11 protein-coding genes are annotated in these 13,770 nt (G+C 60.6%); 5 read left to right on the forward strand and 6 right to left on the reverse strand.

The window, feature by feature from the left end:
• Positions 1–174: 174 nt before the first annotated feature.
• The 5 genes from prpF to ACIOYV_RS18200 form a co-directional block, all read right to left on the reverse strand.
• On the reverse strand, positions 175–1,365 hold the full coding sequence (gene prpF, locus ACIOYV_RS18180; RefSeq protein WP_401325725.1) for a 2-methylaconitate cis-trans isomerase PrpF: 1,191 nt from the start codon (positions 1,363–1,365) through the stop codon (positions 175–177).
• A gap of 54 nt (positions 1,366–1,419) precedes the next feature.
• Positions 1,420–4,011: a Fe/S-dependent 2-methylisocitrate dehydratase AcnD gene (acnD, locus tag ACIOYV_RS18185; protein ID WP_054053988.1), complete on the reverse strand. Its 2,592-nt coding sequence runs from the start codon at positions 4,009–4,011 to the stop codon at positions 1,420–1,422.
• A 182-nt stretch (positions 4,012–4,193) separates the two neighbouring features.
• Positions 4,194–5,321, reverse strand: a complete 1,128-nt coding sequence (gene prpC / locus ACIOYV_RS18190; RefSeq protein ID WP_290025277.1) for a 2-methylcitrate synthase — start codon at positions 5,319–5,321, stop codon at positions 4,194–4,196.
• A gap of 226 nt (positions 5,322–5,547) precedes the next feature.
• Positions 5,548–6,438: a methylisocitrate lyase gene (gene prpB / locus ACIOYV_RS18195; protein ID WP_054615654.1), complete on the reverse strand. Its 891-nt coding sequence runs from the start codon at positions 6,436–6,438 to the stop codon at positions 5,548–5,550.
• Positions 6,435–7,154, reverse strand: coding sequence for a GntR family transcriptional regulator (locus tag ACIOYV_RS18200; protein ID WP_177331461.1), 720 nt, complete (start codon positions 7,152–7,154; stop codon positions 6,435–6,437). Before ACIOYV_RS18200 ends, prpB begins: the two co-directional genes overlap by 4 nt.
• Positions 7,155–7,461: 307 nt before the next feature.
• Here ACIOYV_RS18200 and ACIOYV_RS18205 point away from each other — a divergent pair, with 307 nt between their 5' ends.
• The 4 genes from ACIOYV_RS18205 to pabB all read left to right on the forward strand — a co-directional run bounded on the left by ACIOYV_RS18205 (position 7,462) and on the right by pabB (position 12,040).
• Entirely contained in the window at positions 7,462–7,998 is a 537-nt protein-coding gene (locus ACIOYV_RS18205; RefSeq protein ID WP_054053979.1) for an ATP-dependent zinc protease, read from the forward strand.
• 5 nt (positions 7,999–8,003) lie between these two features.
• Complete coding sequence (locus ACIOYV_RS18210) at positions 8,004–9,536, forward strand: inactive transglutaminase family protein (RefSeq protein ID WP_163909186.1); 1,533 nt, start codon at positions 8,004–8,006, stop codon at positions 9,534–9,536.
• Positions 9,536–10,522, forward strand: a complete 987-nt coding sequence (locus tag ACIOYV_RS18215; RefSeq protein ID WP_163909185.1) for an alpha-L-glutamate ligase-like protein — start codon at positions 9,536–9,538, stop codon at positions 10,520–10,522. The genes ACIOYV_RS18210 and ACIOYV_RS18215 overlap by 1 nt, the downstream gene beginning before the upstream one ends.
• 180 nt (positions 10,523–10,702) lie before the next feature.
• Entirely contained in the window at positions 10,703–12,040 is a 1,338-nt protein-coding gene (gene pabB / locus ACIOYV_RS18220) for an aminodeoxychorismate synthase component I (protein ID WP_401325730.1), read from the forward strand.
• Between the two features lie 111 nt (positions 12,041–12,151).
• Here the strand turns inward: pabB and thrH are convergent, their stop codons facing one another.
• Positions 12,152–12,769, reverse strand: coding sequence for a bifunctional phosphoserine phosphatase/homoserine phosphotransferase ThrH (thrH, locus tag ACIOYV_RS18225; protein ID WP_054053971.1), 618 nt, complete (start codon positions 12,767–12,769; stop codon positions 12,152–12,154).
• A 173-nt stretch (positions 12,770–12,942) separates the two neighbouring features.
• On the opposite strand from thrH, the gene ACIOYV_RS18230 reads away from it, so the two are divergent.
• Positions 12,943–13,683: a phosphoadenylyl-sulfate reductase gene (locus tag ACIOYV_RS18230; protein WP_008042297.1), complete on the forward strand. Its 741-nt coding sequence runs from the start codon at positions 12,943–12,945 to the stop codon at positions 13,681–13,683.
• Positions 13,684–13,770: the final 87 nt, after the last annotated feature.

Raw genomic sequence — 13,770 nt, forward strand, 5'->3', positions numbered from 1 at the left:
TTCGATTCACTCGGTTAGTGCTTCGTTGATGGGACCTCGGTTCAGGGCAATCTCATTCGGTTACAGCGATCTTGTTTTGGTAATGCGGTCCTGTAGGAGCCAGGCTTGCCGGCGAAGGCGATCTTAAGCACGCCTTCGCCGGCAAGCCTGGCTCCTACAGGGAATAGGTGTTGGTTAGAACGAATCACCCGGCACGCGAACGACCCCTTCCATCAACACCCGCGCACTGCGGCTCATGATGGCCTTGTTCACAGTCCATTCACCGTTCACCTGACTGGCCTCGGCACCCACACGCAACGTGCCGGACGGATGCCCGAAACGCACCGCATTACGCTCGATACCGCCCGCCGCAAGATTCACCAACGTGCCGGAAATCGCCGCCGCCGTGCCAATCGCCACTGCCGCCGTGCCCATCATCGCGTGGTGCAATTTGCCCATCGACAGGGCACGCACCAGCAGGTCGACATCCCCCACCGCTATCGGCTTGCCGCTGGACGCCACGTAATCCGCGGGCTTGGCCACGAACGCCACTTTCGGCGTGTGCTGCCGCTTGGCCGCTTCGTCCAGGTCTTTGATCAAACCCATGCGCAACGCGCCGTAGGCACGGATGGTTTCGAACATCGCCAGGGCTTTCGGGTCGCTGTTGATCGCGCCCTGCAACTCGGTGCCTGTGTAGCCGATGTCTTCAGCGTTGATAAAAATCGTCGGGATGCCGGCATTGATCATGGTCGCCTTGAAGGTCCCGACGCCGGGCACTTCCAGATCATCCACCAAGTTGCCGGTGGGAAACATCGAGCCACCGCCGCCCTCTTCTTCCGCCGCCGGGTCCATGAATTCGACCTGCACTTCGGCGGCCGGAAAGGTCACGCCGTCGAGTTCGAAATCACCGGTTTCCTGCACTTCACCATTGGTGATCGGCACGTGGGCGATGATGGTCTTGCCGATGTTCGCTTGCCACACGCGCACCACGGCAACGCCGTTGTGCGGAATACGGCTGGCGTCCACCAAACCATTGCTGATGGCGAACGAACCGACCGCTGCCGACAGGTTGCCGCAGTTGCCGCTCCAATCGACGAAAGGCTTGTCGATGGACACCTGACCAAACAGGTAATCCACATCGTGATCAGCTTTGATGCTTTTCGACAGGATCACGGTTTTGCTGGTGCTGGAGGTGGCGCCGCCCATGCCGTCGATTTGTTTGTCGTACGGGTCGGGGCTGCCGATGACGCGCAGCAACAAGGCATCGCGCGCCGGGCCGGGAATCTGTGCTGCTTCGGGCAAGTCTTTCAGGCTGAAGAACACGCCTTTGCTGGTGCCGCCGCGCATGTAGGTGGCGGGGATTTTGATTTGAGGTACGTGAGCCATGTCATTCCTCTATTGGCCGACAGGGGACGTGAAATCCCCTGCGGCCCTGGATGTTTAAACGGCGACGGCCGATTCAAGGAAGTCTTGGGCAAAGCGCTGCAACACGCCGCCCGCTTCGTAAATCGAGACTTCTTCAGCGGTGTCGAGACGGCAAGTCACCGGCACTTCAATGCGCTCGCCATTCAGACGATTGATCACCAACGTCAACTGCGCACGCGGTGTACGGTCGCCGATCACGTCATAAGTTTCGCTGCCATCGATGCCCAACGTGTGACGGTCGGTGCCCGGCAAAAACTCCAGTGGCAACACGCCCATGCCCACCAGGTTGGTGCGGTGAATGCGCTCGAAACCTTCGGCGGCAATCGCTTCCACACCGGCCAGGCGCACGCCTTTCGCTGCCCAGTCACGCGACGAACCTTGACCGTAGTCGGCGCCGGCGATGATGATCAGCGGCTGCTTGCGTTCCATGTAGGTTTCGATGGCCTCCCACATGCGCATGACCTGGCCTTCCGGCTCGACGCGGGCCAAAGAACCCTGCTTGACCTTGCCGTTTTCCCGGACCATTTCGTTGAACAGTTTCGGGTTGGCAAAGGTCGCGCGCTGCGCGGTCAAGTGGTCGCCACGGTGCGTTGCGTAAGAGTTGAAGTCCTCTTCCGGCAAGCCCATTTTCGCCAGGTATTCACCTGCCGCGCTGTCGAGCATGATCGCGTTCGACGGCGACAGGTGATCGGTGGTGATGTTGTCCGGCAGCACCGCCAGCGGGCGCATGCCCTTGAGCGGACGTGCGCCGGCCAGCGCGCCTTCCCAGTACGGCGGACGGCGGATGTAGGTGCTCATTTCGCGCCAGTCATACAGCGGCGTGACTTTCGGGCCGGTGTCTTCGTGGATGGCGAACATCGGAATGTAGACCTGACGGAACTGCTCCGGCTTCACCGAGGCTTTCACCACGGCGTCGATTTCTTCGTCGCTCGGCCAGATGTCTTTCAGGCGAATTTCCTTGCCGTCGACCACGCCCAGCACATCTTTTTCGATGTCGAAACGGATGGTCCCGGCGATGGCGTAAGCGACCACCAGCGGCGGCGAAGCAAGGAACGCGTTCTTGGCGTACGGGTGAATCCGTCCGTCGAAGTTGCGGTTGCCGGAGAGCACAGCGGTCGCATACAAATCGCGGTCGATGATCTCTTGCTGGATCACCGGATCGAGTGCGCCGGACATCCCGTTACAGGTGGTGCAGGCGAACGCGACGATGCCGAAACCGAGTTGCTCCAGCTCACTGGTCAGCCCGGCTTCGTCGAGGTACAGCGCGACGGTTTTCGAGCCCGGTGCCAGGGACGATTTGACCCACGGCTTGCGGGTCAGACCGAGCTTGTTGGCATTGCGCGCCAGCAGGCCGGCGGCGATGACGTTGCGCGGGTTGCTGGTGTTGGTGCAACTGGTGATGGCCGCGATGATCACTGCGCCGTCCGGCATCTGGCCGGGCACTTCGGTCCACTGGCCGGAGATGCCTTGGGCCGCAAGGTCCGACGTCGCAACGCGAGCGTGCGGGTTGCTCGGGCCGGCCATGTTGCGCACCACCGAGGACAGGTCGAAGCTCAAGCCGCGCTCGTATTGCGCGCCCTTCAGGCTGTCAGCCCACAGGCCGGTGGTCTTGGCGTAGTTCTCGACAAGCGCTACCTGCTCGTCTTCACGGCCGGTGAGTTTGAGGTAGTCGATGGTCTGCTGATCGATGTAGAACATCGCGGCAGTGGCGCCGTATTCCGGGGCCATGTTGGAAATGGTTGCGCGGTCGCCGAGGGTCAGCGCCGAAGCACCTTCGCCGAAGAATTCCAGCCACGCGCCAACGACTTTTTGTTTGCGCAGGAACTCGGTCAGCGCCAGCACCATATCGGTGGCGGTGATGCCTGGTTGCAGCTTGCCGGTCAGTTCAACACCGACGCTTTCTGGCAGGCGCATCCACGACGCGCGACCGAGCATCACGCTCTCGGCTTCCAGACCACCGACGCCGATGGCGATCACGCCCAACGCATCAACGTGCGGGGTGTGGCTGTCGGTGCCGACGCAGGTGTCGGGGAACGCAACGCCGTCACGCACCTGGATCACCGGAGACATTTTCTCCAGGTTGATCTGGTGCATGATCCCGTTGCCCGGCGGAATCACATCAACGTTCTTGAAGGCTTTTTTGGTCCAGTTGATGAAGTGGAAACGGTCTTCGTTGCGACGGTCTTCGATGGCGCGGTTCTTCTCGAACGCCTCTGGATCAAAGCCACCGCGCTCGACGGCCAGGGAGTGATCGACGATCAATTGCGTCGGCACCACCGGGTTCACTTGCGCAGGGTCGCCACCTTGCAGGGCGATGGCGTCGCGCAGGCCGGCGAGGTCGACCAGGGCGGTCTGGCCGAGGATGTCGTGGCAGACCACACGGGCCGGGAACCACGGAAAGTCGAGGTCGCGCTTGCGTTCGATGAACTGCTTCAGGGAATCGGTGAGCGTGGCCGGGTCGCAGCGGCGCACCAGGTTTTCCGCGAGCACGCGGGAGGTGTACGGCAGGGTGTCATAGGCGCCAGGCTGGATGGCTTCGACCGCCGCACGGACGTCGAAATAATCCAGATGGCTGCCGGGCAGCGGTTTGCGGAATTCTGTGTTCATCGGTCAGGACTCGGTCACGGTAATTGCAAAAGGGTGGGGCCGAACCGAATCCGATCCTGTAGGAGCGAAGCTTGCTCGCGAAAGCGGTCTATCTGTCGACACCAATGTTGGATGTCAGTCCGTCTTCGCGAGCAAGCTTCGCTCCTACAGGGGGCTCGATTTCAGTTCAGGCCCTCCCCCAATCAGCGTTGTTCGATTGGCACGAACTTGCGCTGTTCGACGCCGACGTATTCGGCGCTAGGGCGGATGATGCGGTTGTTGGCACGTTGTTCGAACACATGCGCCGCCCAGCCGGTCAGGCGCGAGCAGACGAAGATCGGGGTGAACAATTTGGTCGGGATGCCCATGAAGTGGTACGTCGACGCATGGTAGAAGTCAGCGTTCGGGAACAGCTTCTTCTGTTCCCACATGGTCTTGTCGATGGCTTCCGAAACCGGGAACAACACAGTGTCGCCCACTTCGTCCGCGAGTTTTTTCGACCAGCCCTTGATCACCTCGTTGCGCGGATCGTTGTCCTTATAGATCGCGTGACCGAAGCCCATGATCTTGTCCTTGCGCTCGAGCATGCCGAGGGTGCCTTTGATCGCCTCTTCCGGCGACTTGAAGCGCTCGATCATTTCCATCGCCGCTTCGTTGGCGCCGCCGTGCAGCGGGCCGCGCAGGGAGCCGATGGCGGCGGTGATGCAGGAGAACATGTCCGACAAGGTCGACGCGCAGACACGGGCGGTGAAGGTCGAAGCGTTGAACTCGTGTTCCGCATAAAGGATCAGCGACACGTTCATCACTTTGACGTGCAGGTCGCTCGGCTTCTTGTCGTGCAGCAAGTGCAGGAAGTGGCCGCCAATCGTCTGTTCGTCGGTCACGCAATTGATGCGTTTGCCGTCGTGACTGAAGCGATACCAGTAGCACATGATCGCCGGGAATGCGGCCAACAGGCGGTCGGTGACGTCGTGCTGTGCGCCGAAGTCTTTCTCCGGCTCGATGTTGCCCAGGAACGAGCAACCGGTGCGCATCACGTCCATCGGGTGGGCGTCGGCGGGGATGCGTTCCAGCACTTCTTTCAACGCTTGCGGCAGGTCGCGCAGCTTGCTCAGTTTGTCGATGTAACCTGCCAGTTGCGCTTTGGTCGGCAGTTCGCCGTACAGCAGCAGGTAGGCGACTTCTTCAAACTGCGCATCAGCCGCCAGTTCGCGAACGTCATAGCCACGATAGGTCAGGCCTGCGCCGGACTGGCCCACGGTGGACAGTGCGGTTTGCCCGGCAACCTGGCCACGGAGCCCGGCGCCACTGAGTACTTTTGCTTCGGCCATTGCTGTCTCCAATCTTGAAATTTTTAGGGAATCTGCAATTTCTTTCGGTTTACATCGCCCTCTGTAGCAGCTGTCGAGCACCGCGAGGCAGCGTCCGGCGGCGCAGCCGTCGTAAACACGGCATACGCGGTATAACCGGAAAAACTCAATCGCCTGGTTCGGCGAGTCCTTCGGCCTCGTACGCAGCCTCGCAGGCTCGGCAGCTGCTACAAAAGCGCGCGCTTCGTCATTTTTTCGCGGCAAACAACGCATCGAGCTTCTGCTCGAAGGTGTGATAGTCGATGCGATCGTAAAGCTCCATGCGGGTTTGCATGGTGTCGATCACGTTCTGTTGCGTGCCGTCGCGGCGGATCGCGGTGTAGACGTTTTCCGCCGCCTTGTTCATCGCGCGGAACGCCGACAATGGGTATAGCACCAGCGACACGTCGGCCGCGGCGAGCTGCTCGGTGGTGAACAGCGGCGTCGCACCGAATTCGGTGATGTTGGCCAGGATCGGCGCTTTCACGCGGTTGGCGAACAGCTTGTACATGTCCAGTTCGGTGATGGCTTCCGGGAAGACCATGTCGGCGCCGGCCTCGATGCACGCCGCAGCGCGATCCAGGGCAGATTCCAGACCTTCAACGGCCAGCGCATCGGTGCGTGCCATGATCACGAAGCTGTCATCGGTGCGTGCATCGACGGCGGCTTTAATGCGGTCGACCATCTCCTGCAGCGACACGATCTCTTTATTAGGACGGTGGCCGCAGCGCTTGGCGCCGACCTGGTCTTCGATGTGAATCGCCGCCGCGCCGAACTTGCTCATCGACTTGACGGTACGCGCGACGTTGAACGCCGAGGAACCGAAACCGGTGTCCACGTCCACCAGCAGCGGCAGGTCGCAGACGTCGGTGATGCGGCGCACGTCGGTCAGCACGTCATCCAGGCCGGTGATGCCCAGGTCCGGCACACCGAGGGAGCCGGCAGCCACCCCGCCACCCGACAGGTAGATCGCCTTGAAACCGGCGCGCTTGGCCAGCAGCGCATGGTTGGCGTTGATCGCGCCGACCACTTGCAAAGGATGCTCGCTGGCGACCGCATCGCGGAAACGCTGGCCTGGAGTGCTCTTGTTGGAACTCATGACTCACCTCGTTCAGTGGCTGTCTTAGTGGCGCCGTCCTGGTAGTGACGGGCGATATTGCGTTTGGAGGCGCCGATGTGACGGCGCATCAACAACTCGGCCAGCTCACCGTCACGGTCAGCGATGGCGTCGAGAATCCGGTGGTGCTCGGCAAAGGCCTGGCGCGGGCGATTAGGCGTGGTGGAAAACTGGATGCGGTACATGCGCACCAGTTGATAGAGCTCGCCGCAGAGCATCTGGGTCAGGGTGCGGTTACCACTGCCCTGGATGATCCGGTAGTGAAAGTCGAAATCGCCTTCCTGCTGGTAATAGCCGACGCCGGCCTGGAACGCCGCATCGCGCTCATGGGTTTCGAGGACCCGGCGCAGTTCGTCGATTTCTTCGAGGGTCATGCGCTCGGCAGCCAGGCGGCAAGCCATGCCTTCCAGGGATTCGCGGATTTCGTAGAGTTCCAGCAACTCGGCGTGGCTCAGGGAAACGACGCGTGCCCCGACGTGCGGTATGCGCACCAGCAGGCGCTGGCCTTCGAGACGGTGGATCGCTTCGCGCAACGGTCCGCGGCTGATGCCATAGGTGCGGGCCAGCTCCGGCTCGGAGATCTTGCTGCCCGGGGCGATCTCGCCCTTGACGATGGCCGCCTGGATGCGCCGGAAGACGTTCTCGGAAAGTGTTTCAGAATCGTCCTGCGCAATGACCGGGGGATCGAGTTGATCCAGCATATTGTCGACACCTTGTTAGCCAATGCGGCAAAAACTAGCGAATACAGGCCGTAGAGTCAAAGGATAAATAGGTATTGTCGACAATCGTCTAATAACCACCTGCACCATAACGACGCAGCAAAATGGTTTATAGCCCCCTGCCAGCGGTGGCGCCATAAAACCACCGTGCTAGAATGCCGCCCGCATTTGTTTGTCATTTGCATCTGCACGGCTTGTCATAAATAGCTGATAGGCATACGAGGGAGCTTGCGCAGCGATGCCAGGGCCTTGAATCGAAGTACGGACCGCTGCGCACCCAGGATTTATGAGACTCAAGCCCTTCCCCACCTTTCTTTATTTCTTGTTCCTGCCCGGTGTCGCCGCCGCGGGGGAAAAAACCGTGTACGGCCTCAACGAGTACGCCTCGCTGAACGGAATCGACCTGGAAGTTGCCGCAAAACTCGACACCGGGGCAAAAACCGCGTCCTTGAGTGCTCGCGACATCAAACGCTTCAAACGCAATGGCGAATCCTGGGTGCGCTTTTATCTGGCGATCGATGCCGCGCACTCGCACCCGATCGAACGGCCACTGGCCCGGGTCAGCAAAATCAAGCGCCGGGCCGGTGACTACGACCCGGAAGAAGGCAAAAAGTACACGGCCCGCCCGGTGATCGAGCTGGATATCTGCATGGGTTCGGCGTTGCGCAGCATCGAAGTGAACCTGACCGACCGCAGCGCCTTCCAATACCCGCTCCTGATCGGCTCCGAAGCCCTCAAACGCTTCGATGCGCTGGTCGACCCCAGTCTTAAATACGCTGCTGGCAAACCCGCCTGCGCCACCGACGCTCATACCGCAGAGTAATTCCAATGCGCTCTATTAACCTCCACCTGAAAATCCTGATCGCCATTCTGGTGGTGCTGGGCATTTCAGTTACGGCCTACCAGATCTTCGTGCTCGGGATTCCCGTCACCGAAGACGCCACGGACGACTTGTGGAACATCGACGCCAAGGTCGAGTTCGTCGCCAGTGCCAAGGACCCGGTCAAGATCCAGATGTTCGTGCCGCCCCTGAGCCGCGACTATGTGAGCCTGAACGAAAGCTTCATCTCCAATAACTACGGCGTGGCCGTGAACCGGGTCGATGGCAACCGCAAGGTCACCTGGTCGGCGCGTCGGGCCAAAGGTAACCAGACGCTTTATTACCGTTTGGTGCTGACCAAGCGTTACAGCGGCGAAAAATCCAAGATCAAAGGCCCGACGTTCCGCGACAGCATCGCCGTCGAAGGCGCGGAAAAAGTGGCTGCCGAAGCCCTGCTCGCGCCGATCCGCCAACACTCGGCCGACGTCGAAACCTTCGTCGGCGAAGCGATCAAGCGTGTCAACAATCTCAACGACGACAATGTGAAGCTGTTGCTCGGCGGCGATCCCTCCACCGCGAACAAAGCCCGGATCGTCGAGCTGGTCCTGTCCATCGCCCACGTGCCGGTGGAGAAGGTCCACACCGTGCGTCTGGTGGCCGACCAACCGCAGACCCCTGAACTGTGGCTGCGCAGTTTCAATGGCACCGACTGGCTGTACTTCAACCCGGAAACCGGCGAACAGGGCATGCCGACCGACCGCCTGCTGTGGTGGACCGGCGACGAAAACCTGATCACCGTCGATGGCGGCAAGAAAGCCAACGTCACCTTCAGCCTGAACAACAGCGAAATGAACGCCATTCGCCTGGCCAAGCTGACCGACGAAAACACCGACGCCAACTTCCTCGAATACTCGCTGTACGGCCTGCCGCTGCAAACCCAGCAGACCTTCATGATCATGGTGATGATCCCGATTGGCGTGCTGGTGATCCTGATCCTGCGCAACCTGATCGGCCTGCAGACCCTCGGCACCTTCACCCCGGTGCTGATCGCCCTGGCCTTCCGCGAGACGCAACTGGGCTTCGGGATTGTGCTGTTTACCATCATCACCGCGTTGGGGCTGTCGCTGCGCTCCTACCTTGAGCACCTGAAGCTGCAAATGCTGCCTAGGCTGTCGGTGGTGCTGACCTTTGTCGTGGTGCTGATCGCGGCGATCAGCCTGTTCAGCCACAAACTCGGCCTGGAGCGCGGGTTGTCGGTGGCGCTGTTCCCGATGGTGATTCTGACAATGACCATCGAACGTCTGTCGATCACCTGGGAAGAACGCGGTGCCGGGCATGCCCTGAAAGTGGCGATCGGTACGCTGTTCGCCGCCTCCCTGGCGCACCTGATCATGAGCGTGCCGGAACTGGTCTACTTCGTGTTCACCTTCCCGGCGATCCTGTTGATCCTGGTGGGTTTCATGCTGGCCATGGGTCGCTATCGCGGCTACCGCCTGACCGAGCTGGTCCGCTTCAAAGCGTTCCTCAAGGCTGACTCGTAATGTTCGGTTTCTGGAAGACCTGGAAGGCCCTGGAAGCCCGGGGCATCATGGGGATCAATCGGCGCAACGCGGACTACGTGCTCAAGTACAACAAGCGCAGCCTGTACCCGATTGTCGATGACAAGATCATCACCAAGGAACGCGCGATTGCCGCCGGCATCAACGTGCCGGAGTTGTACGGAATCATTTCCACCGAGAAAGAAATCGACAACCTCGACAAGATCATTGGCGGGCGCAGCGACTTCGTGATCAAACCGGCCCAGGGCGCGGGCGGCGACGGCATTATTGTGGTGGCCGACCGTTTCGAGGGGCGTTATCGCACGGTGTCCGGCAAGATCATCAGCCATGAGGAAATCGAGCACCATGTCTCCAGTATCCTCACGGGCCTGTATTCCCTGGGCGGCCACCGGGATCGCGCGCTGATCGAATACCGCGTGACGCCGGACCAGATCTTCAAGAGCATCAGCTACGAAGGCGTGCCGGACATCCGCATCATCGTGTTGATGGGTTATCCGGTGATGGCCATGTTGCGCCTGCCGACCCGCCAGTCCGGCGGCAAGGCCAACCTGCACCAGGGCGCGATTGGCGTCGGTGTGGACCTGGCGACTGGTTTGACCCTGCGCGGCACCTGGCTGAACAACATCATCACCAAACACCCGGACACCACCAACGCGGTGGATGGCGTGCAACTGCCCTATTGGGACGGTTTCATGAAACTCGCCGCCGGTTGCTATGAGCTGTGCGGGTTGGGTTACATCGGCGTGGACATGGTGCTCGACCAGGAAAAGGGCCCGCTGATTCTTGAGCTGAACGCCCGGCCTGGGTTGAACATCCAGATTGCCAATGATTGTGGGCTGACGTTGCGTACCCATGCGGTCGAGGCGCGGCTGGAAGAGTTGAAGGCTCGCGGGATTGTCGAGACCGTGCAGGAGCGGGTGGAGTTTGTTCAGGAGATGTTTGGGCATATTCCGCCGGTTGAGGGTTGATCCGGGATTGAGGCGCGGCCTTCGCTTGTAGGAGCGAGGCTTGCCCGCGAAGACTGACTAACATTCAGCAAATCGCTCAACCCTGCCCCCAATCTGCCAATCCCCGACATCCCCTCTAGGAGCAATTCCTGCAGAGGACTACAATCGCCACCCCGCCTCGATGGCTGATCCGCAACGCTCATGTTGACCTGTTCTGTACACCCGCTCCCCTATCGCACCAACCCTGCCGACTACTTCGCGGCGATTCGTCATGCCCCCGGTGCCGTGCTGCTCGACAGTGGCCGGCCAAGTGCCGATCGCGGGCGCTTTGACTTGCTCAGCGCTTGGCCGCTGGCGCAGTTGGCCGTGCTCGCGGAGGAAAGCGGTGCCGATTTCCTGCAACGCCTTCGGGATAATCTGACACAGCTGGGCGAAGCGTCCGTCCCCGATGAGTTGCCCTTTGCCGGTGGCCTGATCGGTTACCTGAGCTACGACTTCGGCCGTCATCTGGAAAACCTGCCGAGCCAGGCCCGGGACGACCTGCACTTGCCGGATGCGCGTTTCGGTTTGTATGGCTGGGCGTTGATCAGCGATCACCAGCGGATGAGCAGTCAGTTGGTGTTCCACCCGACGCTGGCCGATGACGAACGGCAACGCTTGATCACGCTGTTCTCTCAGATTGAGGTTGACCCGGTGCCGCCGTTCAAACTGAACAGCCCAATGCATGCCGACCTCAGCGCCGACCAATATCGCCAGGCCCTTGAGCGGATCCAGCAGTACATCCAGGCTGGTGACTGCTATCAGGTCAACTTCGCCCAACGCTTTCGCGCGCCATGCGAGGGTGATCCATGGGCCGCCTATTGCGCGCTGCGTGCGGCTTGCCCGACGCCATTTTCCGGGTTCCAGAGCCTGCCCGATGGTGGCGCGGTGCTGAGCCTGTCGCCGGAACGCTTCGTCAAAGTCAGCCAGCGTCAGGTGGAAACCCGCCCGATCAAAGGCACGCGCCCTCGTGGCCTGACCCCGGCCGAAGACGCTGCGAATGCCGCCGAACTGCTGGCCAGTCCCAAGGATCGCGCGGAAAACCTGATGATCGTCGACCTGCTGCGCAACGACCTCGGTCGTACCTGCCGCATCGGTTCGGTGCGGGTGCCGGAGTTGTTCAGCCTGGAAAGTTATCCGAACGTGCATCACCTGGTGAGCAGCGTCACCGGGGAATTGGCGGACGATAAGGACGCGCTGGACCTGATCGCCGGCAGCTTCCCGGGCGGCTCGATTACCGGTGCGCCGAAGATCCGCGCGATGCAGATCATTGATGAACTGGAACCGACCCGTCGTGGCTTGTACTGCGGCTCGTTGGTGTACCTGGACGTGCGCGGCGAGATGGACAGCTCCATCGCGATTCGCAGTCTGCTGGTCAAGGATGGGCAGGTGTGTTGCTGGGGCGGCGGTGGGATTGTCGCGGACTCGGAATGGCAGGCCGAGTATCAGGAGTCTATTACCAAGGTGAAGGTGTTGCTGGATACGTTGCAAGGCCTTTAAGAGCTTCGCGGGCAAGCCTCGCTCCTACAGGGTTATGTTTATCGCGCCATCATGGTTCGACACAAAACCTGTAGGAGCGAGGCTTGCCCGCGAAGGCGCCTTCGAAAACGCCTACAAACTCAAAGCCCGATTCGAAGCCTTGATAAATTCCTGCTTCAAATCCGCAAAGCTGTGCACCGCCGGGAACTGCGGGAATTCGCGAATCACATTGTCCGGCGCATGGAACAGAATCCCCGCGTCCGCCTCGCCCAGCATCGTCGTGTCGTTGTAGGAATCCCCCGCCGCAATCACCCGGTAGTAGAGGCTCTTGAAGGCCAAAACCGACTGACGTTTGGGATCTTTCTGACGCAATTGATAGCTGGTCACCCGCCCGGCATCGTCGGTAATCAGGCGATGGCACAGCAAGGTCGGGAAGCCGAGTTGACGCATCAGCGGCTGGGAAAACTCATAGAACGTGTCCGACAGGATCACCACCTGGAAGCGCTCGCGCAGCCAGTTGACGAACTCGATGGCGCCGTCCAGCGGTTGCAGCGTGGCGATCACTTCCTGAATGTCCGAGAGCTTCAAGCCATGCTCATCAAGGATCCGCAGGCGCTGCTTCATCAGCACGTCGTAGTCGGGAATGTCCCGGGTGGTGGCCCTGAGGGATTCGATCCCGGTTTTTTCGGCGAAGGCGATCCAGATTTCCGGGACCAGCACACCTTCAAGATCCAGACAGGCAATTTCCACAAGACACTCCCATTTGTATTGATTATTGAGTCGAGCGAGCAAAAGGACTGCCGAACTCTAGCGACTCGGGCGAGCCTGCGCAACGCAGAGGGCGCGCCAGCAGCCGTGGGATTTTGTTACCATCGGCCCCATATAGAGCGCCCAGCGCCACCGACCTGTAGGAAGCCGCCCTGATGAGCCCATCGTTCGATGTCGTGGAACTCGCCACGACCTATGCCAACAAATCCGCCCAGGACATCCTGAAACTCGCGTTCGCCGAGTTTGGCGATGACCTGTGGATATCTTTCAGCGGCGCCGAGGACGTGGTGCTGGTGGACATGGCCTGGAAGCTGAACAAGAACGTCAAGGTGTTCAGCCTCGACACCGGCCGCTTGCACCCTGAGACCTACCGTTTCATCGATCAGGTTCGCGAGCACTACAAGATCGACATCGAACTGGTGTCGCCGGACTACACGAAACTTGAACCGTTCGTGAAGGAAAAAGGCCTGTTCAGTTTCTACAAGGACGGCCATGGCGAATGCTGTGGCATCCGCAAGATCGAGCCACTGCGGCGCAAACTGTCCGGCGTCACCGCCTGGGCCACCGGCCAGCGCCGGGACCAGAGCCCGGGCACCCGCAGCGCCGTCGCCGTGCTGGAAATCGACACCGCGTTCTCGACCCCGGAGCGCACGCTGTACAAGTTCAACCCGCTGGCGCAGATGACCAGCGAAGAGATCTGGGGTTACATCCGCATGCTGGAGCTGCCTTATAACAGCCTGCATGAACGTGGCTTCATCAGCATCGGCTGCGAGCCGTGCACCCGTCCTGTGCTGCCGAACCAACATGAGCGTGAAGGCCGCTGGTGGTGGGAAGAAGCGACGCAGAAAGAATGCGGGCTGCATGCGGGCAATATCATCAGCAAATCCAAGGCATAACCTCCCTCCTTGTGAAAATCCCTTGTGGGAGCGAGCTTGCTCGCGATTGCGGACTGACATCCAGTATCCATGTCGACTGATACACCG

Origin of the sequence: Pseudomonas sp. NPDC087342 (genome assembly GCF_044744265.1) — a bacterium.
GTDB classification, from domain to species: domain Bacteria; phylum Pseudomonadota; class Gammaproteobacteria; order Pseudomonadales; family Pseudomonadaceae; genus Aquipseudomonas; species Aquipseudomonas nunensis.

Coding starts and splice junctions, on each gene's coding strand:
- pabB (WP_401325730.1), top strand. CDS start 10,703: ATGTTGACCTGTTCTGTACACCCGCTCCCCTATCGCACCAACCCTGCC.
- ACIOYV_RS18215 (WP_163909185.1), top strand. CDS start 9,536: ATGTTCGGTTTCTGGAAGACCTGGAAGGCCCTGGAAGCCCGGGGCATC.
- ACIOYV_RS18230 (WP_008042297.1), top strand. CDS start 12,943: ATGAGCCCATCGTTCGATGTCGTGGAACTCGCCACGACCTATGCCAAC.
- ACIOYV_RS18210 (WP_163909186.1), top strand. CDS start 8,004: ATGCGCTCTATTAACCTCCACCTGAAAATCCTGATCGCCATTCTGGTG.
- ACIOYV_RS18205 (WP_054053979.1), top strand. CDS start 7,462: ATGAGACTCAAGCCCTTCCCCACCTTTCTTTATTTCTTGTTCCTGCCC.
- prpB (WP_054615654.1), bottom strand. CDS start 6,438: ATGAGTTCCAACAAGAGCACTCCAGGCCAGCGTTTCCGCGATGCGGTC.
- prpC (WP_290025277.1), bottom strand. CDS start 5,321: ATGGCCGAAGCAAAAGTACTCAGTGGCGCCGGGCTCCGTGGCCAGGTT.
- acnD (WP_054053988.1), bottom strand. CDS start 4,011: ATGAACACAGAATTCCGCAAACCGCTGCCCGGCAGCCATCTGGATTAT.
- prpF (WP_401325725.1), bottom strand. CDS start 1,365: ATGGCTCACGTACCTCAAATCAAAATCCCCGCCACCTACATGCGCGGC.